14 protein-coding genes and 3 rRNA genes are annotated in these 25,584 nt (G+C 69.2%); 2 read left to right on the top strand and 15 right to left on the bottom strand.

Going from position 1 to position 25,584, the window contains the following annotated elements; genetic code table 11:
• Window positions 1-117: 117 nt before the first annotated feature.
• From HYQ63_RS17500 to mtnA, 5 genes are all read right to left on the bottom strand, one after another.
• Window positions 118-891: a ComF family protein gene (locus tag HYQ63_RS17500; RefSeq protein WP_179934797.1), complete on the bottom strand. Its 774-nt coding sequence runs from the start codon at window positions 889-891 to the stop codon at window positions 118-120.
• Between the two features lie 129 nt (window positions 892-1,020).
• Window positions 1,021-2,889 (bottom strand): LpqB family beta-propeller domain-containing protein, encoded by a 1,869-nt coding sequence (locus HYQ63_RS17505; RefSeq protein WP_257231914.1) that lies wholly within the window; start codon window positions 2,887-2,889, stop codon window positions 1,021-1,023.
• Window positions 2,879-4,900, bottom strand: coding sequence for an MtrAB system histidine kinase MtrB (mtrB, locus tag HYQ63_RS17510; RefSeq protein ID WP_373689104.1), 2,022 nt, complete (start codon window positions 4,898-4,900; stop codon window positions 2,879-2,881). Before mtrB ends, HYQ63_RS17505 begins: the two co-directional genes overlap by 11 nt.
• A gap of 1 nt (window position 4,901) precedes the next feature.
• Window positions 4,902-5,579 carry a two-component system response regulator MtrA gene (gene mtrA / locus HYQ63_RS17515; RefSeq protein ID WP_179934800.1) on the bottom strand — a complete coding sequence of 226 codons (678 nt, stop codon included), beginning with the start codon at window positions 5,577-5,579 and terminating at the stop codon, window positions 4,902-4,904.
• Window positions 5,576-6,736: an S-methyl-5-thioribose-1-phosphate isomerase gene (gene mtnA, locus HYQ63_RS17520; RefSeq protein ID WP_179934801.1), complete on the bottom strand. Its 1,161-nt coding sequence runs from the start codon at window positions 6,734-6,736 to the stop codon at window positions 5,576-5,578. Before mtnA ends, mtrA begins: the two co-directional genes overlap by 4 nt.
• A 149-nt stretch (window positions 6,737-6,885) precedes the next feature.
• On the opposite strand from mtnA, the gene HYQ63_RS17525 reads away from it, so the two are divergent.
• Window positions 6,886-8,097 (top strand): hypothetical protein, encoded by a 1,212-nt coding sequence (locus HYQ63_RS17525; RefSeq protein WP_179934802.1) that lies wholly within the window; start codon window positions 6,886-6,888, stop codon window positions 8,095-8,097.
• 287 nt (window positions 8,098-8,384) lie between these two features.
• Here HYQ63_RS17525 and rrf read toward each other — a convergent pair.
• The 5 genes from rrf to ahcY all read right to left on the bottom strand — a co-directional run bounded on the left by rrf (window position 8,385) and on the right by ahcY (window position 16,197).
• A 5S ribosomal RNA gene (gene rrf, locus HYQ63_RS17530) occupies window positions 8,385-8,501 on the bottom strand.
• Window positions 8,502-8,575: 74 nt separating this feature from the next.
• Window positions 8,576-11,680 (bottom strand): 23S ribosomal RNA (locus HYQ63_RS17535).
• 246 nt (window positions 11,681-11,926) lie between these two features.
• A 16S ribosomal RNA gene (locus HYQ63_RS17540) occupies window positions 11,927-13,436 on the bottom strand.
• Together the 16S, 23S and 5S rRNA genes form the textbook arrangement of a ribosomal RNA operon.
• Window positions 13,437-14,008: 572 nt before the next feature.
• Entirely contained in the window at window positions 14,009-14,623 is a 615-nt protein-coding gene (locus HYQ63_RS17545; protein ID WP_179934803.1) for a hypothetical protein, read from the bottom strand.
• 116 nt (window positions 14,624-14,739) lie between these two features.
• Window positions 14,740-16,197, bottom strand: a complete 1,458-nt coding sequence (ahcY, locus tag HYQ63_RS17550) for an adenosylhomocysteinase (protein WP_179934804.1) — start codon at window positions 16,195-16,197, stop codon at window positions 14,740-14,742.
• Between the two features lie 434 nt (window positions 16,198-16,631).
• Here ahcY and HYQ63_RS17555 point away from each other — a divergent pair, with 434 nt between their 5' ends.
• The gene (locus HYQ63_RS17555) at window positions 16,632-18,785 is read left to right on the top strand and encodes a fructose-specific PTS transporter subunit EIIC (RefSeq protein ID WP_179934805.1); all 2,154 of its coding nucleotides are present in this window, start codon (window positions 16,632-16,634) and stop codon (window positions 18,783-18,785) included.
• 1,126 nt (window positions 18,786-19,911) lie between these two features.
• Here the strand turns inward: HYQ63_RS17555 and HYQ63_RS17560 are convergent.
• The 5 genes from HYQ63_RS17560 to HYQ63_RS17580 form a co-directional block, all read right to left on the bottom strand.
• Complete coding sequence (locus tag HYQ63_RS17560) at window positions 19,912-20,832, bottom strand: cation diffusion facilitator family transporter (protein ID WP_179934806.1); 921 nt, start codon at window positions 20,830-20,832, stop codon at window positions 19,912-19,914.
• 96 nt (window positions 20,833-20,928) lie between these two features.
• A complete protein-coding gene (gene manA / locus HYQ63_RS17565; protein ID WP_179934807.1) occupies window positions 20,929-22,122 on the bottom strand; it encodes a mannose-6-phosphate isomerase, class I in 1,194 nt (397 codons plus the stop codon).
• A 76-nt stretch (window positions 22,123-22,198) separates the two neighbouring features.
• Window positions 22,199-23,521, bottom strand: coding sequence for an SIS domain-containing protein (locus HYQ63_RS17570; RefSeq protein WP_179934808.1), 1,323 nt, complete (start codon window positions 23,519-23,521; stop codon window positions 22,199-22,201).
• A gap of 85 nt (window positions 23,522-23,606) precedes the next feature.
• Window positions 23,607-23,792, bottom strand: coding sequence for a Trm112 family protein (locus HYQ63_RS17575; RefSeq protein ID WP_009717411.1), 186 nt, complete (start codon window positions 23,790-23,792; stop codon window positions 23,607-23,609).
• Between the two features lie 391 nt (window positions 23,793-24,183).
• A complete protein-coding gene (locus tag HYQ63_RS17580; protein ID WP_179940216.1) occupies window positions 24,184-25,548 on the bottom strand; it encodes a phosphomannomutase/phosphoglucomutase in 1,365 nt (454 codons plus the stop codon).
• Window positions 25,549-25,584 lie beyond the last annotated feature (36 nt).

A 25,584-nucleotide genomic window follows, 5' to 3' on the forward strand; every position in this document is an offset into this window, starting at 1 on the left:
GCCACTCCTCACAACCGAACATAGCTCGCCCGGACGGATGTCGGCACCCCCTACCGATCCGTACCTCCGATCAGGTGCTTTGGCATCCTTACTGGCTGCAACGACACGGCTTCGTATTCAGTTCCGCTTACCGCTCGCGAAGGGTCTGAGACGCCCCGGAGGCGCCGATGTCCCCGAGGGCACGGAGGTGGGAGCCGGGGTCGGCGGCGCGGCCACCACCGCCCCGCCCACGACCCGTCCGCCCGCCTCCGCCACCGCCCGCGCCGCCTCCGCGAGCGAGGCCCCCGTCGTCATCAGATCGTCCACCAGCACCACCGGGCCCGCCACCAGGAGCCGCCCGCCACCCGGCGCGGCCTCCAGCGCCCCCGTCACGTTCGCCCGGCGCTGCCGGGCACCCAGCCCCGACTGATCGGTCACCCGCCGCCGCTGCCGCAGCACCGACGGCGCCCGCACAGGGCACCCCTCGCGGCGCAGCACCCCCGCGGCCGCGCACGCGATACGCCGGGCCGGATCATGGCCCCGCGCCCCCACCGCACGCCGCGCCGAGGGCACCGGCACCAGCAGCAGGGGCCGGTCCCCCAGGGCCCGGGGCAGGACCCCGCGGGCCACCGTCCGCACCGCACCGGCCAGCGCCTCGCCCAGCGGCCCCGCCAGCCGCAGCGCTCCCCGCTCCTTGTGCGCGAGCAGCACCGCCCGGGCCTCGTCCACGTAATCCACCGCCGCATGGACCACCGGCAGCCCCGGCGGCACCGGGCTCGGCAGCACCCGACGCGCCCCGGGCCCGCGCAGCGCCCCATGACACCGGTCGCACAGCGGGACACCCGGCCGACCGCATCCCGCGCAGTCGGCCGGCAGCACCAGATCGGCGATCTCCTGCCACCAGCCCCGCATGGCCCCCACTGTCCCGTCACACCGGCCGGGCCGCCACCCCCTGTGGAAAACCGCGCGCATGTGGACAACCGGCCGCCCCCATGGCGGGGCAGGCGCCTACAAGGCCGCCACGGCCTCCCCCGCCCTCGGCTATCCGGGGTACACCGGCCCGGAACCGTCCTCGTCCACGGTCTTCCAGTCCGTGTTCGGCAGCAGCCGGACGATCCCGTTCTCCCTGGTCTCGGCGATCAGCGGCCGGGTCTGGTCCTCCGAGGCGGCGACCGTCTCCACCCCGTTCGGCCCCGGCACCTCCGGCAGATCCGCCGGTGAGCCGTCCGTCTCCACGTACTGGAGCTGCTGCACGCCGTCCGACTCGCGGCCCGCGACCACCAGACGGCTGTCCCCCGCCCAGGACGCGGTGTCGACGTCCTGGAGCTTCGGCGCGATCGCGTGCAGCGCCCGCACCGACAGCTTCGGATGGTCCGCCGTGCCCCGCCGCTCGATCCGGCCCAGCCGCAGCGTCGTATGCCCGTCCTGCTTGACCAGCATCGCGATCCTCGTGCCGTCCGCGGACATCCGCAGCGCCGTGATCCGGCCACCGTCCAGCGTCGGCAGCTCGACCTCGTCCGCCTGGCCGGTGCCGCCCCGCAGCCGCAGCAGCCGCGGCCGCTGCGGGTCCCGGTCGGCCACCCACAGCCCGCCCAGCCCGTCCCAGCTGGGCGCCGTCAGCCCGTGCTCCGGGCTGCCGCCCTGGCTGTGCACCCGCACCCGGCCCCGCTCGGCACCGGACGACAGCTCCGTGACGTACAGCGACCGACCGTCCTCGCTGACCGCCGCCGCGTCCCGCTCGTCGCGCGAGACCGCCACCGTGCCAAGACCCGCGCCGTCGGCGCCGAACGGCCCCGGCACCGGCCGTGGCTTGTCCTCGTCGTCGGAGAGCCGGACCATCCGGTGCTGCGCGTCCACGAAGTACTGGTGCTGGGGCCGCCCGATGACATGGTCGGGGGCATACGCGCGCGCCGCGTCGCCCGACAGGGCGCACAGCTCGGAGCCGCTCTGCCGCTCCAGCCGCACCCCGCTCACCTCGTCCGATCCCTCCCAGAGGTCCTGCACCGTGAACAGCGTCTGCGCCGCCATCCGGGCACATCGCCCCGGGCTGATCTGCGCCGCCTGATCGCTCAGCCGGACCTTCAGCGCGTTCGAATCGTCCAGCGAGAGCTTGCCGGTATCCCGGCCGAGCGCCGTACCGGCCGGGAAGGACGTGCTGACCACCGGATCCAGCCAGTCCGTCGGGCCGTCCAGCAGCGCCTTGACGGTCGCCGTGACCGGATTGATGCGCCGCCGCAGATAGACCGGGTCGGCGACCAGGACCTGGTCCCCCACCCGTGAGTCCGCGGCGTCCGGCCCCAGCTTCGCGAAGTAGTACTTGTTGACCGAACGGTAGATGCGCTGAAAGTCGGACTCGCCGAGCACCAGCCCCGGCGGCGGCCCGTCGATCCGCCACTCCGACCCGCGCAGGGTGAGATGGATGCGCTCCTCGTACCTCTCCTCATCGGGCCGGTAGGCATGCGTGGCGTCCACCGTGGCGATCCGCTTGCCCGACAGCACGACCGTCTTGCTGTTGCCGTCCCGGTCGCCGGGGTCGGTCTCCACCCGCACGTCCGGGGCCTGCTCCAGCACCGTGGTCTGCGCGAACGGATCCCAGTCCTTGGACGCGCCCCGGGTCAGATACTCCTTCGCGGTGGCGAAGTTCTCCTCGTCGCTCGTCGTGGCCTCCAGGAAGCCGGAGACCAGCTCCGCGGGCTGCTCGCCCTTGCCCGGACTCACCCCGTACACCCGGACCTGCGAATCCACATCGGAGCGCGGCGAGGAGTCGACCCGGCGCACATCCCCGCTGTCGGGCATCGAGGCACAACCGGACAGCAGCAGCACACCACACGCGAGCAACGTGCCCGTGCCCCGCGCACGGCGGCGCGCGCCGGAGCGGGAACGGTGGCGGTCGGCACGGTCAGCGCCCACGGGGGCGGCCCTCCCCTTCATTCGGTGTCGTTCGCTCCCGGTGCACCGGCTCCGCGGCGCCGCGCACCACCCGTGCCCCGTTCCCCGGCAGCGCCGTCGGATCGGCCGAGGGCGCCGGGGCGTCGGCGGGCGGCAGCGCGGAGCGGGGCTGCGCGGGCACCGAGGCCAGCCGCTCCGCCGCGGGCTGCGCCTGCCCGCCGTCGGCCGGCTGCCGGTTGCGCCGGGAGTCGTCGGGCTCCAGCGGGATCGGCGAACCGCGCAGCACATCGCCCGCGGCGCGCGGCAGCGTCAGCCGGAACTGCGAACCGCCACCGGGCTCGCCCCACGCCTGGAGCCAGCCGCCGTGCAGCCGCGCGTCCTCCACCGCGATCGACAGCCCGAGACCGGTGCCGCCCGTCGTCCGGGCGCGCGCCGGATCGGCCCGCCAGAAGCGGTTGAACACCCGCGTCGCCTCGCCGGGCTTCAGACCCACCCCGTAGTCCCGCACGGCCACGGCGACCGCGCCGCCCGCCGCCGCGAGCCGCACCACCACGTCCCGGCCCTCGCCGTGCTCCACGGCGTTGACCACCAGATTGCGCAGCACCCGCTCCACCCGGCGGGCGTCCGCCTCCGCGATCACCGGCGCCTCGGCGCCCCGCACCAGGATCCGGGTGCCCTTGGCGTCGGCCAGCGGCTCGGCCCCGTCGACCACTCGGTTCACCACATCGCGCAGATCGATCTGGTCGGCCTCCAGGGCCGCCGCCCCCGCGTCGAACCGGCTGATCTCCAGCAGATCGGAGAGCAGCGACTCGAAGCGGTCGACCTGGCCCCACAGGAGCTCGGCCGAGCGCGCCGTGATCGGATCGAAGTCCTCGCGCCCCTCGTAGATGACGTCCGCCGCCATCCGCACGGTCGTCAGCGGCGTGCGCAGCTCATGGGAAACGTCCGAGACGAACCGCCGCTGCATCCGCGACAGCTCCTCCAGCTGCTGGATCTTGAGCTGGAGGTTCTGGGCCATCTTGTTGAACGCCTCGCCGAGGCGGGCGATGTCGTCCTCCCCGGTGACCTTCATCCGCTCCTGGAGCAGACCGGCCGCCAGCCGCTCGGAGATCCCGGCCGCCATCCGCACCGGCGTGACGACCTGCCGCACCACCACCCAGGCGATGGCTCCGAGCAGCACCACCACGAACACCCCGGCCGTGGCCAGCGTGCCCTTCACCAGGCTCAGCGACTTCTCCTCCTGGGTGAAGGGGAAGAGGTAGTACAGCTGATAGGCGTCGCCGTGGTTGTCGTCCAGCCGCTTGCCGATGATCAGCGCGGCCTCGCTGTCGCCGGAGCCGAGGTGCTCGATCCGCCCGTACTGCTCGTACGGGGCCGTCCGGCCCTCGTCCACCCGCTGCCGCAGGTCGGCGGGCACGCTGTCCGCCTTGACGTCGCCGGAAGCCCGGGGGCCGCGGCTGGCCACATAGGGCGTCTCCCCGGAGTCGGAGCTGAGCGCGACCACCGAGTAGGCGCCCTTGCCACCGCTGGCCAGCTGCTCCACCAGGGCGTTCAGCCACGCCCCCGCATCCTGGGCGCCGCGGCTGCCGGGGCCCGCACCGTCCTGGCCACCGGTGTCGCTCTTACGGTCGGCCATCTGCTCGGCCACCTCGAACCCGCCGACGGCCTGGCCCTGCGCGGCATGCCGCTTGGCATCCAGCAGACCGTTGCGCACCTGGCCGATGACGACCAGGCCGAGCAGGATCACCACGCCGAGCGACATCAGCAGCGTGGTGGCCACCACCCGCAGCTGGATGTTCCGCCGCCACAGCCGGGCAGCGGGCAGCAGCGGACGGCGCACCCACCGCCCGAACAGCCGGATCAAGGGATGGGCCGGTCCGCCGGAGGCGCCGTCGGGCAGCAGATGCCCACCGCTCCACAGCCTCCGGAGCAGCGGAATGTCACCCGCCGGATCGGGCCGCCCCACCCGGCCACCCTCCGGCGCCCCGCCTCCCGAACCCTGGGGCCGCGGGGCCGTGCCGCCACCCGTCATCTCAGCTGGGCCCGGCCTTGTAGCCGACGCCGCGCACGGTCACCACGATCTCCGGCCGCTCCGGGTCCTTCTCGACCTTGGAGCGCAGCCGCTGCACATGGACATTGACCAGCCGGGTATCGGCCGCGTGCCGATAGCCCCAGACCTGCTCCAGCAGCACCTCGCGGGTGAACACCTGCCACGGCTTACGGGCCAGGGCCACCAGCAGATCGAACTCCAGCGGGGTCAGCGCTATCGACTGCCCGTCCCGCTTCACCGAGTGCCCGGCGACGTCGATCACCAGATCGCCGATCGCCAGCTGCTCCGGCGTCGGGTCCTCGGACCGCCGCAGCCGCGCCCGGATGCGGGCCACCAGCTCCTTCGGCTTGAACGGCTTGACGATGTAGTCATCGGCGCCGGACTCCAGCCCGACCACCACGTCGACCGTGTCGCTCTTGGCGGTGAGCATGACGATCGGCACCCCGGACTCGGCCCGGATCAGCCGGCACACCTCGATCCCGTCCCGTCCGGGCAGCATGAGATCAAGCAGCACCAGATCCGGCTTGGCCTCGCGGAAGGCGGCAAGAGCCTTGTCGCCGTCCGAGACGAACGACGGTTCAAAGCCTTCGCCGCGCAGCACGATGCCGAGCATCTCTGCCAGTGCGGTGTCGTCGTCGACGACAAGGACGCGTCCCTTCATGAGGCCATCATCCCATTACCTGATCGTGACCTGGCGCACAGCTCCGCGATACCCCCTTCGGTGACCGGAGCGACCACACCACGCTCGGTGACGATCGCGGTGACCAGCTCCGGCGGTGTGACGTCAAAGGCCGGGTTGAACGCCTGGGTGCCCAGTGGTGCCACCGGCACTCCCAGCGCCGTCTCGGCACCGGGGGCGGCCGGGGCATGCGGCACTATGACGTCCGTCACCTCGTGTCCGGGCCGCTGTTCGACCTCGATCGCCGCCCCGTCGGAGGTGTCCGGGTCCACCGTGGTGGTCGGGGCCACCACGATGAACGGCACATGGTGGTAGCGGGCCAGCACCGCGAGCGGATAGCTGCCGACCTTGTTGGCCACCGAGCCGTCCGCGGCTATCCGGTCCGCACCTATCAGGACCGCGTCCACCTCCCCGGCCGCGAACAGCGAGCCCGCCGCGTTGTCGGTGAGCAGCGTGTAGGCCATTCCCGCCCGGGCCGCCTCGTACGCCGTCAAGCGAGACCCCTGGAACAGCGGACGGGTCTCGTCCACCCAGAGCCGCCGCAGCTGCCCGGCCCGGTGCACCGCCTTGACCACGGCCAGGGCGGTGCCCTCACCGCCGGAGACCAGCGCGCCGGAGTTGCAGTGGGTGAGGATGCGGTAGCCCCCCGCGGGCAGCAGCTCATCGAGGAGCGCCCGGCCATGCCCGGCCATCCGCTCGCTGGCCTCGGCGTCCTCACCGTGCAGGGTGCGGGCCTCGGCGAGCGCGGCCGCGGCGGCCCGCTCAGGGCCGGCCCCGTCCCGGATCGCCGCGTGGTACGCGGCGGCGGCCCGGCGCACGCCATAGCCGAGGTTGACGGCGGTGGGACGGGCATGGGCGAGCGACTCGGCGGCCTCGTCCACATCGAAGCCGCGCACCGCGGCGAGGGCGACCCCATAGGCCCCGGCGATGCCGAGCAGCGGCGCTCCTCGTACGGCGAGCGAGCGGATCGCCTCCACCAGCATCGGCACATCGGTGCACACCAGCTCGACCTCCTCGGCGGGAAGCCGAGTCTGGTCGAGGAGCACCACCACGGGCCCCTCCGGTGGTTCCTCCCAGCGCAGTGCGAAAGCAGTGGGCGCTGCGGCGCCTTCCGGGGACACCCGGTGCTCATCAGCCATCCGCCCAGTCTGCCCCCTGCGGCACCGACTAATGAAGTGGTCAGCCCGCCCCAGCGACCGGTACGAACCACAACACACCGTGGCACGATGGCTACGAAGCGGCCGTCACCGCCTCGGCGACCGGCCAACGAACGACCTACGGAGCGACGATGAACGACTCTCCGGGCTGGGCTCCGCCCGGATCGTCCCCTTCCGACGAGCCCGACCACGGCAGTCAGCAGCCGAACGAGCCCGTCGACCACCCCGCGCCGGAGCGGCCTGCGCGGGGCGCCACCTGGGCCAAGCAGCAACCGCCCGCCGGACGCTGGACGGCCCCCCACGGCGGCATCACCACGCCGCCCCCGCACCCGGCCGGACCGGCGAACGGCGGCGGCTGGGGCGCCGGTTGGCGACAGCCACCGCCCGCGCCCCGCCCCGGCGTCATCCCATTGCGGCCGCTCGCCGTGAGCGAGATCCTCGACGGCGCGGTCGCCACCATGCGCGCCCACTGGCGCACGGTCCTCGGCATCTCGCTCGCGGTCTCGGTGGTGACCCAGGGACTGATCACCGTCGTCACCGGCTTGTGGTTCCGCACCACCTCGGGAACCGCCGCGGTCGACAAGCCGGACCCCACGCTCGGGGAGGCCCTGGAGGCCGTTCGCAACGCCCTGGGCAGTAGCTCGGTCACCATGCTCGTCGGCGTGCTGGGCACCATCGTCACCACCGCCCTGCTGACCATGGTCACCGCCCGGGCGGTCCTCGGCCGCCCCGTGTCCACCGGCGAGGCCTGGGGCGGTGCCCGGCCGCGCCTGCTTCAGCTGTGCGGTCTGCTTCTGCTCATCCCCGCCATCGCCGCGGCCGTCATCGCCCTGGGCATGGCGCCGGGGATGCTCCTCGCAGCGGTCGGCGTGGGCAGCGAAGGCGCGGCACTGGCCTCGCTCGGGGCGCTCGCGGGAACGGGCGTCGCCATCTGGCTCTGGGTCCGCTTCAGCCTCGCCGCTCCCGCGCTGATGCTGGAGAAGCAGGGGATCATCTCTGCCCTGCGTCGCTCGGCCAAGCTCGTACGCGGCGCGTGGTGGCGCGTCTTCGGCATCCAATTCCTGTCCATCGTGCTGGTCTTCCTCGTGGCCGCGATCGTCGAGGTGCCGACCAGCGCCGTCGCGATGGCGTTCGGCGGGGACAGCGCCATCGACTACCTGTCCGGCGAGTCCGTCTCCGTCGGCTGGGCCTTTCTGATCGTCGTCGGCATCGGCGGGGTGATCAGCTCGGCCATCACCTTTCCGATCAGCGCCGGTGTGACCGCTCTCCTCTACATGGACCAGCGCATCCGCCGCGAGGCACTCGACCTCGAACTCGCCCGTGCCGCCGGCTCCGGCAACTGACGTGGTAACGGCGGGGGATGATGGCGTCAGAGTCGGCCCCATAACGGGCCCTGACGCCACCTCCACCGCCCTCCCGGCCTGCACCCCTCGCAGCAGCCCCATGGCAATCCCCCGCTTCTCCTCACCCCTCCTGCTGGCGATTCTGAGCGGTCCCGCACTCGCCACGCCAGGGCCGCAGCCCCGTTTCACTCGATCCGGTGATACATCAGTTCGATGGGGAACCAGGTGCTGAACGCAAAAATGCCTCAGTCCCGAGCATGAAATGCTCGGGACCGAGGCTAAAGATTGTTCGGCGGCGTCCTACTCTCCCACAGGGTCCCCCCTGCAGTACCATCGGCGCTGAAAGGCTTAGCTTCCGGGTTCGGAATGTAACCGGGCGTTTCCCTAACGCTGTGACCACCGAAACACTATGAAACAAACAAACCGGATATCGACACAGTTCGTTATTTCAGAACCAACACAGTGGACGCGAGCAACTGAGGACAAGCCCTCGGCCTATTAGTACCAGTCAACTCCACCGGTCACCCGGCTTCCATATCTGGCCTATCAACCCAGTCGTCTACTGGGAGCCTTACCCCATCAAGTGGGTGGGAGCCCTCATCTCGAAGCAGGCTTCCCGCTTAGATGCTTTCAGCGGTTATCCCTCCCGAACGTAGCCAACCAGCCATGCCCTTGGCAGGACAACTGGCACACCAGAGGTTCGTCCGTCCCGGTCCTCTCGTACTAGGGACAGCCCTTCTCAAGACTCCTACGCGCACAGCGGATAGGGACCGAACTGTCTCACGACGTTCTAAACCCAGCTCGCGTACCGCTTTAATGGGCGAACAGCCCAACCCTTGGGACCGACTCCAGCCCCAGGATGCGACGAGCCGACATCGAGGTGCCAAACCATCCCGTCGATATGGACTCTTGGGAAGATCAGCCTGTTATCCCCGGGTACCTTTTATCCGTTGAGCGACGGCGCTTCCACAAGCCACCGCCGGATCACTAGTCCCGACTTTCGTCCCTGCTCGACCCGTCGGTCTCACAGTCAAGCTCCCTTGTGCACTTACACTCAACACCTGATTGCCAACCAGGCTGAGGGAACCTTTGGGCGCCTCCGTTACCCTTTAGGAGGCAACCGCCCCAGTTAAACTACCCACCAGACACTGTCCTGATCCGGATCACGGACCCAGGTTAGACATCCAGCACGACCAGAGTGGTATTTCAACAATGACTCCACCATGACTGGCGTCATGATTTCACAGTCTCCCACCTATCCTACACAAGCCGAACCGAACACCAATATCAAGCTGTAGTAAAGGTCCCGGGGTCTTTCCGTCCTGCTGCGCGAAACGAGCATCTTTACTCGTAATGCAATTTCACCGGGCCTATGGTTGAGACAGTCGAGAAGTCGTTACGCCATTCGTGCAGGTCGGAACTTACCCGACAAGGAATTTCGCTACCTTAGGATGGTTATAGTTACCACCGCCGTTTACTGGCGCTTAAGTTCTCAGCTTCGCCCCACCGAAATGGAGCTAACCGGTCCCCTTAACGTTCCAGCACCGGGCAGGCGTCAGTCCGTATACATCGCCTTACGGCTTCGCACGGACCTGTGTTTTTAGTAAACAGTCGCTTCTCGCTGGTCTCTGCGGCCACCACCAGCTCACACTGCAAGAGTGATCACCAGCAATGGCCCCCCTTCTCCCGAAGTTACGGGGGCATTTTGCCGAGTTCCTTAACCATAGTTCACCCGAACGCCTCGGTATTCTCTACCTGACCACCTGAGTCGGTTTAGGGTACGGGCCGCCATGAAACTCGCTAGAGGCTTTTCTCGACAGCATAGGATCATCCACTTCACCACAATCGGCTCGGCATCAGGTCTCACCCTTAACGAGGAACGGATTTACCTACTCCTCGGGCTACACCCTTACCCCGGGACAACCACCGCCCGGGCTGGACTACCTTCCTGCGTCACCCCATCACTTACCTACTACCACCTTGGATCAGCGGCTCCACCACTCCCCTCAACTCCGAAGAGATCAGGGCGGCTTCACGGCCTTAGCATCAGAGGATTCGATATTGGGCGCTTCAAAGCGGGTACCGGAATATCAACCGGTTGTCCATCGACTACGCCTGTCGGCCTCGCCTTAGGTCCCGACTTACCCTGGGCAGATCAGCTTGACCCAGGAACCCTTAGTCAATCGGCGCACACGTTTCCCACGTGTGTATCGCTACTCATGCCTGCATTCTCACTCGTGAACCGTCCACAACTACCTTCCGGCGCTGCTTCACCCGGCACACGACGCTCCCCTACCCACCACAGCCCTCGTTGGAGGTATTGCTGCAGTGACACGACTTCGGCGGTACGCTTGAGCCCGCTACATTGTCGGCGCGGAATCACTTGACCAGTGAGCTATTACGCACTCTTTCAAGGATGGCTGCTTCTAAGCCAACCTCCTGGTTGTCTCTGCGACTCCACATCCTTTCCCACTTAGCATACGCTTAGGGGCCTTAGTCGATGCTCTGGGCTGTTTCCCTCGACCATGGAGCTTATCCCCACAGTCTCACTGCCGCGCTCACTTACCGGCATTCGGAGTTTGGCTAAGGTCAGTAACCCGGTAGGGCCCATCGCCTATCCAGTGCTCTACCTCCAGTAAGAAACACACGACGCTGCACCTAAATGCATTTCGGGGAGAACCAGCTATCACGGAGTTTGATTGGCCTTTCACCCTAACCACAGGTCATCCCCAGGTTTTCAACCCTGGTGGGTTCAGTCCTCCACGAAGTCTTACCTCCGCTTCAACCTGCCCATGGCTAGATCACTCCGCTTCGGGTCTTGAGCGCGCTACTAAACCCCCTATTCGGACTCGCTTTCGCTACGGCTTCCCCACGGGTTAACCTCGCAACACACCGCAAACTCGCAGGCTCATTCTTCAAAAGGCACGCAGTCGACGCAGAGACAAGTCTCTGCGCGACGCTCCACGGCTTGTAGGCACACGGTTTCAGGTACTATTTCACTCCGCTCCGCGGTACTTTTCACCATTCCCTCACGGTACTATCCGCTATCGGTCACCAGGGAATATTTAGGAAGCAGCGGGTGGTCCCGCCAGATTCACACAGGATTTCTCGGGCCCCGTGCTACTTGGGAAATACGCAAGAGAGCCGTACAGATTTCAGCTACGGGGGTCTTACCCTCTACGCCGGGCCTTTCGCATGCCCTTCGCCTATCCATACGGTTTCTGACTCTCCGACCGGTCGGCAGACCGATCCAGCACACTCCCACAACCCCGCATGCGCAACCCCTGCCGGGTATCACACACATACGGTTTAGCCTCATCCAGTTTCGCTCGCCACTACTCCCGGAATCACGGTTGTTTTCTCTTCCTGCGGGTACTGAGATGTTTCACTTCCCCGCGTTCCCTCCACACTGCCTATGTGTTCAGCAGCGGGTGACAGCCCATGACGACTGCCGGGTTTCCCCATTCGGACACCCCCGGATCAAAGCTCGGTTGACAGCTCCCCGGGGCCTATCGCGGCCTCCCACGTCCTTCATCGGTTCCTGGTGCCAAGGCATCCACCGTGCGCCCTTAAAAACTTGGCCACAGATGCTCGCGTCCACTGTGCAGTTCTCAAACAACGACCAGTCGCCCACAGACTTCGTGGACTCCGGCCTCCGAGGGGTCATTCCCTCAGACACCCAACAGCGTGCCCGACAACTCTCACCACTTCCACCCTGTGTTCCACGCCCAAGGCAGTACTAGCAGGAAGAACCACGGAGGTGCCGAGTAGTCAACGTTCCACCCGAGCAACCGTGCAAGTCATTCGCTCGCAGTCGGCTATGTGCTCCTTAGGAGGTGATCCAGCCGCACCTTCCGGTACGGCTACCTTGTTACGACTTCGTCCCAATCGCCAGTCCCACCTTCGACGATTCCCTCCCACAAGGGTTGGGCCACCGGCTTCGGGTGTTACCGACTTTCGTGACGTGACGGGCGGTGTGTACAAGGCCGGAACGTATTCACCGCAGCAATGCTGATCTGCGATTACTAGCGACTCCGACTTCATGGGGTCGAGTTGCAGACCCCAATCCGAACTGAGACCGGCTTTTTGAGATTCGCTCCACCTCACGGCTTCGCAGCTCATTGTACCGGCCATTGTAGCACGTGTGCAGCCCAAGACATAAGGGGCATGATGACTTGACGTCGTCCCCACCTTCCTCCGAGTTGACCCCGGCAGTCTCCTGTGAGTCCCCATCACCCCGAAAGGCATGCTGGCAACACAGAACAAGGGTTGCGCTCGTTGCGGGACTTAACCCAACATCTCACGACACGAGCTGACGACAGCCATGCACCACCTGTACACCGACCACAAGGGGGCGCCTGTCTCCAGACGTTTCCGGTGTATGTCAAGCCTTGGTAAGGTTCTTCGCGTTGCGTCGAATTAAGCCACATGCTCCGCCGCTTGTGCGGGCCCCCGTCAATTCCTTTGAGTTTTAGCCTTGCGGCCGTACTGGGCGGGAACTTAATGCGTTAGCTGCGGCACGGACAACGTGGAATGTCGCCCACACCTAGTTCCCAACGTTTACGGCGTGGACTACCAGGGTATCTAATCCTGTTCGCTCCCCACTTTCGCTCCTCAGCGTCAGTATCGGCCCAGAGATCCGCCTTCGCCACCGGTGTTCCTCCTGATATCTGCGCATTTCACCGCTACACCAGGAATTCCGATCTCCCGAACTCTAGCCTGCCCGTATCGAATGCAGACCCGGGGTTAAGCCCCGGGCTTTCACATCCGACGCGACAAGCCGCCTACGAGCTCTTTACGCCCAATAATTCCGGACAACGCTTGCGCCCTACGTATTACCGCGGCTGCTGGCACGTAGTTAGCCGGCGCTTCTTCTGCAGGTACCGTCACTTTCGCTTCTTCCCTGCTGAAAGAGGTTTACAACCCGAAGGCCGTCATCCCTCACGCGGCGTCGCTGCATCAGGCTTGCGCCCATTGTGCAATATTCCCCACTGCCTCCGTAGGAGTCTGGGCCGTGTCTCAGTCCCAGTGTGGCCGGTCGCCCTCTCAGGCTGGCTACCCGTCGTCGCCTTGGTAGGCCATCACCCCACCAACAAGCTGATAGGCCGCGGGCTCATCCTGCACCGCCGGAGCTTTCCACACACAGACCATGCGGTCGTGTGTCGTATCCGGTATTAGACCCCGTTTCCAGGGCTTGTCCCAGAGTGCAGGGCAGATTGCCCACGTGTTACTCACCCGTTCGCCACTAATCCCCCACCGAAGCGGGTTCATCGTTCGACTTGCATGTGTTAAGCACGCCGCCAGCGTTCGTCCTGAGCCAGGATCAAACTCTCCGTGAATGCTTCCAGGTAATCCTGGTGAACACCACGAGAGCGGAACCACCGGAGGAATAATCCGATGGTTCACAGCGTCCTCGCTGTGTTTTTTCTTCAAAGGAACCTCGACCACATCGATGATGCGGACGGGGTATCAACATATCTGGCGTTGACTTTTGGCACGCTGTTGAGTTCTCAAGGAACGGACGCTTCCTTTGAAACCGTATCACCGGTTTCTCCGGGCTCTTCCCTCCGGCCTTTCGGCCTTTCGTGTTTCCAACCTTACCAGATCCGTTTTCCGTTCCGTTTCCGGTCCGAATTCCGTTTCCGGTGGCCTGTTGGGGGCCTTTGCCTTTCGGCTGTCTTGACTTTAGCAGAGTCGCATCGGCCGACCTAATCGGCTTCGCGATTACCTGCGGGGGTCAAAGTGCTCCACTGGAATTCCCTTCCAGTGCGGAGCGTTCAGATGCCAACGGCTGCCGATGAACGTACCACGCCGCTCACCGCAACCGTTAAAATCTACCTCCCCACATGGCCCGTGTCAACGGGTTTCGGGGAGATGAACACCGTACCAGGTCAGCGGGGCGCTCCGCACATCACCCGAAGGACGACGGCGGGGTCTCCAGCTCCTCCAGTTCGATGCCCGGGGCCGCGAGCACCACGTCGCCGGCGATGTGGACCGTGTGCTGCTCCCCCGTGTCCAACTCGCTGACCTGGTACTCGTCCACGGTGAGCGGGCCGCTGTCGGTCTCGTGCACCGTACTGCCGAGCAGGGCCCAGGACTGGTCGAGGGTGCGGGGGGCGAGGACCGGGTCGGTGAAGGCGACGAGGCGGACGCGTACCGGCCCCGTGCCGGGTTCGAGCCGGAGCATGCGGGAGAGGGCGACGAGGAACGCCGGGGAGGTACCGGTGAACGCGTGGGCTTGGGTGTTGCCCTCGGTCGCGTGCTCTCCGGACGGGTCCGTACGGACCCAGGTCACGCCCTCCATCGCGCCGCCGCGGATCCGCCAGCTCGCGGCGTGCAGCTCCAGGCGGAGGGGGCGGCCGAGTTCGTCGAGCGTGAGGTCCACGGAACCGGCGTGCTCGCCGGAGGGCGAGGTGCGCTGTGCGACGTAACGCCATCCGCTGGGGCCCGGCGCGCAGTGGAAGTGCTCTTCGCCGAGGGGCGCGTGGTCGTGGGTGTCGTGGAGGGAGTAGCGGCCGCGGGGCATGGTGAGGTCCTTGAGAATGGCTGGGGCCCGCCCGGCCGGGACGGCGCGGACGGGCCCTGTGGCCCCGCCGGTGCGGCGGGGCCGGTGACCGACGCTCGGCGCGTCGGCCGGGGCGATCAGTAGCGGTAGTGGTCGGGCTTGTACGGGCCCTCGACCGGGACGCCGATGTAGTCGGCCTGCTCCGGGCGGAGCGTGGTCAGCTTGGCGCCGAGCGCTTCCAGGTGGAGCCGGGCGACCTTCTCGTCCAGGTGCTTGGGCAGCACGTACACGTCGGTCGGGTAGGACTCGGGCTTGGTGAACAGCTCGATCTGGGCGATGGTCTGGTCCGCGAAGGAGTTGGACATCACGAACGACGGGTGACCGGTGGCGTTGCCCAGGTTCAGCAGACGGCCCTCGGAGAGCACGATGAGCTTCTTGCCCTCGGGGAACGTCCAGGTGTGGACCTGCGGCTTGACCTCGTCCTTGACGATGCCGGGGATCGCCGCGAGACCGGCCATGTCGATCTCGTTGTCGAAGTGGCCGATGTTCCCGACGATCGCCTGGTGCTTCATCTTGGCCATGTCGCTGGCCATGATGATGTCCTTGTTGCCCGTCGTGGTGATGAAGATGTCCGCGGTCTCCACCACGTCGTCCAGGGTGGCGACCTGGTAACCGTCCATCGCCGCCTGGAGCGCGCAGATCGGGTCGATCTCGGTGATGATGACGCGGGCGCCCTGGCCGCGCAGCGACTCCGCGCAGCCCTTGCCGACGTCGCCGTAGCCGCAGATGACCGCGACCTTGCCGCCGATCAGGACATCGGTGGCGCGGTTGATGCCGTCGACCAGGGAGTGGCGGCAGCCGTACTTGTTGTCGAACTTCGACTTCGTCACCGCGTCGTTGACGTTGATGGCCGGGAAGAGCAGGGTGCCCTCCCGGTGCATCTCGTACAGACGGTGGACACCGGTGGTGGTCTCCTCCGTAACACCGCGGATCTCGGAGGCGAGCTGCGTCCACTTCTGCGGGCTCTCCGCGAGGGTGCGGTTCAGCAGCTCGAGGATGACGCGGTGCTCGTCGTTCTCAGCGGTGGAGACGTCAGGCGCGGCGCCCGCCTTCTCGTACTCGACGCCCTTGTGGACGAGGAGGGTGGCGTCGCCACCGTCGTCCAGGATCATGTTGGGGCCGCCGGTGGCGGTACCCGGCCAGGTCAGCGCCTGCTCGGTGCACCACCAGTACTCCTCCAGGGTCTCGCCCTTCCAGGCGAAGACCGGGATGCCCTGCGGGTTCTCCGGGGTGCCGTTCGGGCCGACCGCGATCGCGGCGGCCGCGTGGTCCTGGGTGGAGAAGATGTTGCAGGACGCCCAGCGGACCTGCGCGCCGAGCGCGGCCAGGGTCTCGATCAGGACCGCGGTCTGCACCGTCATGTGCAGCGAGCCGGTGATCCGGGCACCGGCCAGCGGCTGGGATGCGGCGTACTCCTTGCGAAGCGCCATCAGGCCGGGCATCTCGTGCTCGGCGAGGGTGATCTCCTTACGACCGAAATCAGCCAGGGAGAGGTCGGCGACCTTGAAGTCCTGACCGGTGTCGGCTGTCGTCATGAGTGCTGCTCCTCATCGATCGGTTGGCGAGCGAGAGTGTTTCGGCTGGCCTGCGGGCAGCGGGCACGGTGTGTCCGGGAAGGTGTGTCTTAAATCGGACACACGTGTCCCCTTTGCTCGCAGCGCGCAGTCCGTCGGAGGCCCTCTCTCCCTCGGCCGACCCGCGGAACGGGCCGCCCGACCGCCATCAGCAGCGACGTCTGGCTCGCTCACGAATCTACACGCTGGGCGGGGTGAGCCCCAGCCCGCGGGGGTGTTCTTCGGCCCACGCCGCGGGACGGGGCCCCGCGCCGTGCGGCGCACCGCTTTGATCCCGTCCGCGGGTATTGCAGGATGCCGCTGGCACGGGGACGCTTGCACATTCCCGCGCTGCTCGGCGCGTTGACGGCGTTGTCCACGCTGCTGAGGAAGCTGATCCTGACAAGGAGAACCACGTGACCAGTCCAGCCGATCCCCCCAACGGTGCGGGGGCCAGCGACAGTGCGGAGACCGGCGGGCCGGGGCTCAGACTGCTCGCCGTGACGGCCTGTCCGACGGGCATCGCCCACACCTATATGGCCGCCGAGAAGCTGGCGCAGGCCGCGGAAGCGCTCGGTCATCGCATGAAGGTGGAGACACAGGGCTCGATCGGGGCCGAGAACGTTCTGTCTGACAACGATGTCAGCGAGGCCGACGGCATCATCATCGCCGCCGACAAGGACGTCGACCGCAGCCGGTTCGTCGGGAAGAAGGTGCTCGTCGTCGGGGTGGCCGAGGGGATTCACCATCCCGAGCGGCTGATCGAGCAGGTGAGTGACGCGCCGGTGTATGAGGGGCGCGGGGGCGGTACGGCCGCGTCGGGTGCCGGAGCCGGAGCTGGTGCGGGTTCCGGTTCCGGTTCCGGTGGGGTGGGTGGCCGTGGCGGTCGTAAGGGGCGCGGCGTCACCTATAAGGCGCTCATGAACGGCGTCTCGTACATGATCCCGTTCGTGGTGGTCGGCGGTCTGCTGATCGCCGTCTCGCTCGCGCTGGGCGGCGATACGACGTCCGAGGGGATCGTCATCCCCGACGACTCCTTCTGGAAGACCGTCAACGACATCGGCACCATCGGCTTCCAGCTGATGATCCCCGCCCTGTCCGGCTACATCGCGTACGCCATCGCCGACCGGCCCGGGCTGGTGCCCGGCATGGTCGGCGGCTGGATCGCGGCCCATGGCGAGCTGTACGACAGCGAGGCGGGCGCCGGGTTCATCGGGGCGATCGTCACCGGCTTCCTGGCCGGGTATCTGGTGCAGGGGATCAAGAAGGTCCGGGTACCGAAGTTCGTCCAGCCGATCATGCCGATCATCGTGATCCCGATCGTGGCGACCTCGGCGCTCGGCCTCTTCTTCATCTACGTCCTCGGCAGGCCCATCGCCTGGGTCTTCGAGAACCTCACCGACTGGCTCGGCGGGCTGACCGGGACGAGCGCGGCGCTGCTCGGCATCATCCTCGGGCTGATGATCGCGTTCGACATGGGCGGACCGGTCAACAAGACGGCGTTCCTCTTCGGGGCCGGGCTGGTGTCCAAGAACCCCGAGGTCATGGGCGCGTGCGCCGCGGCCATTCCGGTGCCGCCGCTGGGGCAGGGGCTGGCCACGCTGATCCGTCGCCGGATGTTCGACGACCAGGAGCGGGAAACCGGGCTCGCCGCCCTCTTCATGGGCTTCTTCGGCATCACCGAGGGTGCGATTCCGTTCGCCGCGGCGCGGCCCGCGCTGGTGATCCCGGCGAACATGCTCGGCGGTGCGGTGGCCGGGGCCATAGCCGGGCTGGCGGCGGTCGAGGACAGCGTGCCGCACGGAGGGCCCATCGTGGCGGTGCTCGGTGCGGTGAGCGGCGTACCGATGTTCTTCGTGGCTGTGGTCGTCGGTACGGCCGTCACGGCGGTGGCTACGGTCGGGCTGATGTCGATGGGGGCGTTGCGGGTGTCGGGGCGGGGTGGGGTGGTGTCGGCGTCGGCGCCTGCCCCGGCCGGTGGAGTGGCTTCTGTTGCGGCCGAGCCGGTGCTGGTGGGAAGTGGTGCGGGCGGTGCCTCGGGGGCTTCGTCCGGGGCTGTTTCTGCCGCTCCTCCTGCCGCTGCTCCTGCCGCTGGCGCGGGGCCTGTTGGGGGTGAGGTGCTGTCCGGGTATCTGACCGAGCAGACCGTCAAGGAGCAGCTGACCGCCCACCGCAAGGACGACGCCATCCGCGAGATGGCCGAACTGCTGGCCGCGAGCGGCAAGGTCGCGGACGCCGCGGAGCTGGTGCGGGTCGCGTTCGCCCGCGAGGACCAGGGCACCACCGGTCTCGGCGAGGAGATCGCGATCCCGCACGCCAAGACGGACGCGGTGACCGCCCCGGTCGTCGGCTTCGCCCGATCCGCCGAAGGCATCGAATGGGGCGCGCCGGACGGTACGAAGGCTCGGCTGGTCTTCATGATCGCGGTGCCGGAGGCTGCGGCGGGGGATGAGCACCTGCGGATCCTGGCGCTGCTGTCGCGGAAGTTGATGGTTCCGGAGTTCCGGGAGCGGTTGGCGGGGGCTGCGGATGTGGGGGCGATGCTGGGGGTGTTGGGCGAGATCGAGTAGGTGGGGGGTGGGTTTTTCCCCACCCCGCCCCTTCCCGAACCGGGGCTCCGCCCCGACCCCGCCGGGGCTGCGCCCCTGGCCCCCGAGCCTGGGCGGCTGCCCCAAGGTCGGCGAGGGGCCAACCCCACCGACCGGGGCTCCGCGCCCCCGACCGCGCCGGGGCTACGCCCCTGGGATTCCGAAAATGGGCCAGGGACTGCCACCTGGGCCCGATCGCGGCGCTCGCCCCCTCGGGCCCGGGCGGCTGCGCCCGGGATGCCGACGAGGGGCCAGCCCCATGCCGGGCTGCACCCCTGGGCCCGATTCGGTGGGCGGGGCTCCGCCCGCCGGGCCCCGCCGGGGCCGCGCTCTAGGGGGCGTTTTGTCGATCAGGCTGGATCAGCGAGCGGCGTCTGGTGCGGTGCATCGCAAGCCGCGTGAGGAGAGCGGAGCGGCGCTGCGTGCGATGAGCGCGGCGCGAGATGCCGTGCCAGGCGTCGGGAGCCCGGCATGATCGGCAAGACACCCCCTAGGCCTGTCGTAGTGCTCGCCCCCGCCCTCGGGCCCCGGGCGGCTGCGCCCGGGACTCCGGCGAGGGGCCAGCCCCATGCCGGGCTGCACCCCTGGGCCCGATTCGGTGGGCGGGGCACCGCCGGGGCTGCGCTCCTGGACCTGTCGTAGTGCTCGCCCCCGCCCTCGGGCCCCGGGCGGCTGCGCCCGGGGCTCCGGTGAGGGGCCAGTCCTACGCCGGAGGCTGCGGCCCTCGGCCCGGTCCAGTGGGCGCTCCGCCCGCCGGGGCTGCGGCCCGGTCCCCGCATCCGTTCCTGTGCGGTGGGGCTGCCCTCCTGGGTCCGCTGCTACGGGCGTCGGTGCAGCTACCCGCGCGGTCTTGGGCTCCGAACCTGCGAAGGCCCGTGCAGCGTGGCTCCCCCTTAGCCACGCACCGGGCTGTGCCGCCCCCGGACGGTGTGACGGGGTTCCCTTCCGTGGGCTCCGGGCCTTCCTCCGGTGCAGCGTGGTGCGTCCTGAAGGACCGCGACGGGGCGAGCGTCGGGCTCGGGCGGCGGTGTGCGTCCGCGAGCGGGGCTGTCGGTGCCGGGCCCGTAGTGCGATCGCCCCGGCCGGGGGGCGCGGGGCGATCGGGGGGTCAGGTTGTGGCTGGGCGGAGGATGTCTGGTTCCAGGTAGATCACTCGGGCGATCGGGACCGCCTCGCGGATGCGGGCTTCCGCTGCGTCGATCGCGCGGGCCACGTCGGCCGCGCTGTCGTCGTGCTGGACCGCGATCTTGGCGGCGACCAGGAGCTCTTCGGGGCCCAGGTGGAGGGTGCGCATGTGGATCAGGCCCGTGACGGTCGTGCCGTCGACGACCGCTTCGCGGATCTTGGCGACCTGGTCGACGTCGGCTGCCTCGCCCAGCAGGAGGGACTTCGTCTCGGCCGCGAGGACGAGGGCGATCAGGACCAGCAGGGCGCCGATGCACATGGTGCCGATGCCGTCCCAGACGCCGTTGCCCGTCGCGAGGGCGAGGCCGACGCCGCCGAGGGCGAGGATGAGGCCGACCAGGGCGCCGAGGTCCTCCAGGAGGACGACCGGCAGCTCGGGGGCCTTGGCGCGGCGGACGAACTGGGACCAGGTCAGCTTGCCGCGGACCTCATTGGACTCCTTGATGGCCGTACGGAACGAGAAGCTCTCCGCGATGATCGCGAAGACGAGCACGCCGACCGGCCAGTACCAGTGCTCCAGCTCATGCGGGTGCTTGATCTTCTCGTAGCCCTCGTACAGCGCGAAGATGCCGCCGATGGTGAACAGCACGATGGAGACGAGGAAGCCGTAGATGTAGCGCTCGCGGCCGTAGCCGAAGGGGTGCTCGGGGGTCGCGGCGCGCTTGGCCTGCTTCCCGCCGAGGAGCAGCAGTCCCTGGTTGCCCGAGTCGGCCAGCGAGTGCACGCCTTCGGCGAGCATCGACGACGAGCCGCTGAAAGCGAACGCCACGAACTTGGCTGCGGCGATGGCCAGGTTGGCGCCCAGCGCGGCAACAATCGCCTTGGTTCCGCCTGATGCACTCATATGTGCCGAATGTCCCTTCCCGCTCATGGCAGTTTTGCTTGAGCTTTACTGCCGCTACGGCGGGCCATTGTTCCAGCCCGCCGCAGGAGCCTGAATTCAGGCGGTCAGTGTGGCCCGGAACACAGTGCCGTCGCCGGTCACGGTGACCTCCTCGCCCGCCCCGACGAAGGCGGATTCGCCGCGTGCCAGCCGTAGTCCATCGTCACCGCGGAGCGAAACCTCGCCCGCGACGCACAGCAGGATCTGCGGGCCGGAGGAGGACAACCGACGGGGGGCGGCGCCCTCCGCCAGGACGTAGCGGGAGAGCCGGAACTCGTCGATCGGGGTGGTGTACAGCTCCTCGCCGGAGGGGTCCTCCTCGGGGCGCAGTACGGCCGGGGCGTCGCTCTCGAAGCGGACGATGCGGAGCAGCTCGGGGACGTCGACGTGCTTGGGGGTGAGACCGCAGCGCAGCACGTTGTCGGAGTTGGCCATGATCTCGACGCCGAGCCCGTCGAGGTAGGCGTGCGGGACGCCCGCGCCCAGGTACAGCGCCTCACCGGGCTGAAGCGTCACGAAGTTGAGCAGCATCGCGGCGATCACGCCGGGGTCGCCCGGGTAGTGCCGGGCGATGGTGGCGTACGCCGCGTACGCCGGGGCGTGCGGGCCGTCGAGTGCGCCCAGCCGTTCGGCGGCGGCCGCGGCCTGGTGCACGGTCTCGGCGATCGCCTCGCGGTCGGCGGTCAGCACGGCCGTCAGCACCTCGCGCAGGGCGTGCGACTCGGGGTGGGCGTGCAGGATGTCGACGTACGGCTTGAGCGAGTCGACCTCAAGTCCGGCCAGCAGCGCGGCGGCCTCGTCGGGATCGCGGAAGCCGCACAGCCCGTTGAACGGCGTGAGGGCACAGATCAGCTCGGGCTTGTGGTTGGCGTCCTTGTAGTTGCGGTGCGGGGCGTCCACCGGGACGCCGCGGGCCTCCTCGTCCGCGAAGCCCTCCTTCGCCTGCGCGAGGTCCGGATGCACCTGGAGGGAGAGCGGCGAGGCCGCGGCGAGCACCTTGAGGAGGAACGGCAGCCGCGGCCCGAAGGCCCGTACGGCGCCCGCGCCCAGCTCGCGCTCCGGATCGGCCGCGATCACGTCGGACAGCGCGACGGAGCCCTCGCCGCGGTCGAGGCGGGACGGCGCCCCGGGGTGCGCACCCATCCACATCTCGGCCTGCGGCTCGCCGGTCGGCGGGGTGCCCAGCAGTTCGGGGATGGCGGTGAGGGAGCCCCAGGCGTAGGGGCGCACGGTGTTGACGAGGCGGTCCATGCGGTGCGGTTCCTGACTGTCCGGGCGATGGGGTGCCGATTTCCGGCGCGGGCCGCTCATGGCCTCGCGTACGGCCTCAAGTTCTATCCGCCGCAGCAAGCGCGAGGTAAACGGCGGCGAAATCCGTGATGGCGAGAAGTTCGGCCGCGCGCTCCAGCGGGCTTCCCTCGTCCGGTTCCAGCTCGCTGAACCCCGTCTCGTGCGCCAGCGCGAGTTCGCGGGCCGCCGGGACGGCCGATACGGGGCCCGCCGGCTCGTCGTGCAGCAGCACGATCCGGGCGCGCAGCGCCTCCGGCTCCTCCACCCGGTCGCGGAAGAAGTCATCCGGGTCGGCCCCGCCCGCGAAGGCCCCCGCCAGCAGCGTGCCGTGCGCGGCCAGTGCGCCGGGCAGATCGGCTGCGAGCGCGGGGCGCCCGGCGAGCGACGCGAGCAGCCCCGCGAAGCGCCGTCCGGTCGCGGCGGCCACCGGGCCCTCCGTCCACAGCAGCGGGAGCGCCCCGGCCAGCTCGGCCGCGAGCGTCTTCGCGGGGTTGGTGTACGTGGCGATGGCCGGCCCGCAGCGCTCGGCGACCCGGTCCAGCCGGTCGGCCACCTGCTGGAGCGCGGCGGGCGGCGCGGAGATCAGGCCGATCCGGTCGACGAGCATGAGCAGCGGCGTGAGCAGCGCCCACAGCGTGCCGGGCAGGGCGGGGCCGGTGACCTCGTCCGGTGCGGTACCCGGCGGCTCTATGTGCGGCGGGGTGGTGTGGTGGGGGTGCCCGCCGGAGGGGGCGGGCTCGCCCAGAGCGCCTTCGGGGGGCGGGCCCTGGGGCTGCTCTTCGGGTCGTGTGGTGGTGGCGGTCGTGTTCGGGGGCTCGTCGAGTGGGGTCGTCGCGTACCCGGGGCCGACGCCGGGAGGGCCGTACGAGGACGTGGCCAGCGGCACCATCAGGCCGCGCGCCTGCGCCACCGCGCCCGCCAGCGGCGAATGCCCCGGGGCCACCGCGACCAGCGCGCAGCCCCGGCGGTACGCCTGCTCCACGAGGCGCGGCAGCCCCGGCTCCGTACCGTCCGGCGTCGCGATGACCAGCAGGTCCAGCGGGCTCGCCCAGCCGGGCAGCGCCCAGCGCAGCGCGCCGGGAGCCGGTGCGACGCCGGTCGGGCCGATCAGGCTCACCGGGATGTTGCCGCCGCTGAGCGCGCCGAGGAGATCGGCGGTGCAGCTTCCCGCCGCCCCCGGGCCCGCGACCAGGACGGCGCGCGGCCGTCCGTCCGGCTTCAGGTCCGCGACGCCCGCCTCGGCGGCGTGCCGGGCTGCGGTACGGACCCTGGCGCCGGATTCTGCGGCCGCGCGCAGCAGCCCGCGGGTATCGGCCCGGGCGAGGGCCTCCGGGGCGTCGAGGAGGGATTCGTCGAGCATGGAGCTACGGCCTCCGATCGCCGTGGGCGGGGCGGTGCGGGCTGGATGCGGCGTGCGTCGCGTCGTCGGGCGTCGTCCGTCGCTGTCAGGCCGGGCGGCGCGCCTCGTCCACGAGCAGGACCGGGATGCCCTCCCGGACGGGGTACGCCAGACCGCATCCCTTGCCGTCCGTGCACACCAGCTCGGGGGTCTCCTCGGCCTCCTCCTCGCGGAGCGGGGCGTGGCACGCCGGGCAGGCGAGAATCTCCAGAAGACCGGCTTCGAGCGGCATGGGGTGTCCCTTCGGATGTGGTCCAGCCGGACGTGGGTCCGGCGTGGTCAGGGTACCGCCGGGGGTGGCTTCGCCGCGGCCGGTGGGCCGTGCCGGGGCCGCCTCCTGGGTTGCGGGGTGGGGATGTTTCGGGTGGCTCCGCCGACGCTCGGTGGGGGCGCTGCTGGCGCCATTTCCCCCACCCCGCCCCTTCCCGAAACCGGGGCTCCGTCCCGGACCCCGTTGCGGGGGCTCCGCCCCCTGCACCCCCGCCGGGGCTCCGCCCCTGGACCCCGCTCCTCAAACGCCGGAGGGGCTGGGGGTCACCCCCGGAGGAGCTGGGGCCCTGGAGGCACTGGCCGACCGCCCCCGCGGGGGCGCGACAGCGGCCCGGCGGGGGCCCGGGGTGCGGCTAGGCGCGGACCGTGGTCAGGACCTCGTCGCGGACGCGGTCCGCGGTCTCGGGGTCGCGGGCTTCTACGTTCAGGCGCAGCAGGGGCTCGGTGTTGGAGGGGCGGAGGTTGAACCACCAGTCGGCGCTGGTGACCGTCAGGCCGTCCAGCTCGTCCAGTTCGATGCCCTCGGCCTTGCGGCCCTCGTAGGCGGCCTTGACGGCCTCCATGCGGCCGGTCTGGTCGGCGACGGTGCTGTTGATCTCGCCGGAGGCGGCGTAGCGGTCGTACTGCTCGACGAGCTGCGACAGGGGCTGCTGCCCGCCGCCGAGGGCGGCCAGGACGTGGAGGGCGGCGAGCATGCCGGTGTCGGCGTTCCAGAAGTCGCGGAAGTAGTAGTGCGCGGAGTGCTCACCGCCGAAGATCGCGCCGGTGCGGGCCATCTCGGCCTTGATGAAGGAGTGGCCGACGCGGGTGCGGATGGGGGTGCCGCCGTTCTCCTTGACGACCTCGGGGACGGACCAGGAGGTGATGCAGTTGTGGATGATCGTCCCGCCCGGGTGCTTGGCCAGTTCGCGGGCGGCGACCAGGGCGGTGATCGCGGAGGGGGCCACCGGTTCGCCGCGCTCGTCGACGACGAAGCAGCGGTCGGCGTCGCCGTCGAAGGCGAGGCCGATGTCGGCGCCGGTCTCGCGGACGCGGGCCTGGAGGTCGACGATGTTCTTGGGGTCGAGGGGGTTGGCCTCGTGGTGGGGGAAGGTGCCGTCCAGCTCGAAGTAGAGGGCGTCCAGCTCCAGCGGGAGCCCCTCGAAGACGGTGGGAACGGTGTGGCCGCCCATGCCGTTGCCCGCGTCCACGACGACCTTCAGCGGCCGGATGGCGGTGAGGTCCACGAGGGTGCGCAGGTGGGCGGCGTAGTCGGTGAGGACGTCGCGCTGGGTGATCGTGCCGGGGTCGGCGGCGGGCTCGGGGGCTCCGGTCTCGGCCCACTCCTCCACCAGGGAGCGGATCTCGGCGAGGCCGGTGTCCTGGCCGACGGGCGCGGCCCCGGCCCGGCACATCTTGATGCCGTTGTACTGGGCGGGGTTGTGGCTGGCGGTGAACATCGCGCCGGGCAGGTCGAGGTGGCCGCTGGCGAAGTAGAGCTGGTCGGTGGAGCAGAGGCCGATCTCGGTCACGTTCACTCCGAGGGAGGCGGCCCCGCGGGCGAAGGCGCGCGACAGGCCCGGCGACGAGGGGCGCATGTCATGGCCGACGACGATCGCGGCCGCGCCGGTCACCCGGGTGAAGGCGGCGCCGAACAGCTCGGCGAGCGATTCGTCCCACTGGTCCGGGACCACACCGCGGACGTCGTACGCCTTCACGATCTGCGACAAGTCGGGCACAGCCAACCCCTTCTCGAAGTCCTTCTTGGAGGTCTC

Origin of the sequence: Streptomyces sp. Rer75 (genome assembly GCF_013414305.1) — a bacterium.
In the GTDB taxonomy this organism is placed as follows: domain Bacteria; phylum Actinomycetota; class Actinomycetes; order Streptomycetales; family Streptomycetaceae; genus Streptomyces; species Streptomyces himastatinicus.

What these genes read in the sequence shown, in the direction of transcription:
- HYQ63_RS17500 (WP_179934797.1), bottom strand. Translation starts at nt 891, where the DNA reads ATGCGGGGCTGGTGGCAGGAGATCGCCGATCTGGTGCTGCCGGCCGAC.
- mtrB (WP_373689104.1), bottom strand. Translation starts at nt 4,900, where the DNA reads ATGACGGGTGGCGGCACGGCCCCGCGGCCCCAGGGTTCGGGAGGCGGG.
- mtrA (WP_179934800.1), bottom strand. Translation starts at nt 5,579, where the DNA reads ATGAAGGGACGCGTCCTTGTCGTCGACGACGACACCGCACTGGCAGAG.
- mtnA (WP_179934801.1), bottom strand. Translation starts at nt 6,736, where the DNA reads ATGGCTGATGAGCACCGGGTGTCCCCGGAAGGCGCCGCAGCGCCCACT.
- HYQ63_RS17525 (WP_179934802.1), top strand. Translation starts at nt 6,886, where the DNA reads ATGAACGACTCTCCGGGCTGGGCTCCGCCCGGATCGTCCCCTTCCGAC.
- HYQ63_RS17545 (WP_179934803.1), bottom strand. Translation starts at nt 14,623, where the DNA reads ATGCCCCGCGGCCGCTACTCCCTCCACGACACCCACGACCACGCGCCC.
- ahcY (WP_179934804.1), bottom strand. Translation starts at nt 16,197, where the DNA reads ATGACGACAGCCGACACCGGTCAGGACTTCAAGGTCGCCGACCTCTCC.
- HYQ63_RS17560 (WP_179934806.1), bottom strand. Translation starts at nt 20,832, where the DNA reads ATGAGTGCATCAGGCGGAACCAAGGCGATTGTTGCCGCGCTGGGCGCC.
- manA (WP_179934807.1), bottom strand. Translation starts at nt 22,122, where the DNA reads ATGGACCGCCTCGTCAACACCGTGCGCCCCTACGCCTGGGGCTCCCTC.
- HYQ63_RS17570 (WP_179934808.1), bottom strand. Translation starts at nt 23,521, where the DNA reads ATGCTCGACGAATCCCTCCTCGACGCCCCGGAGGCCCTCGCCCGGGCC.
- HYQ63_RS17575 (WP_009717411.1), bottom strand. Translation starts at nt 23,792, where the DNA reads ATGCCGCTCGAAGCCGGTCTTCTGGAGATTCTCGCCTGCCCGGCGTGC.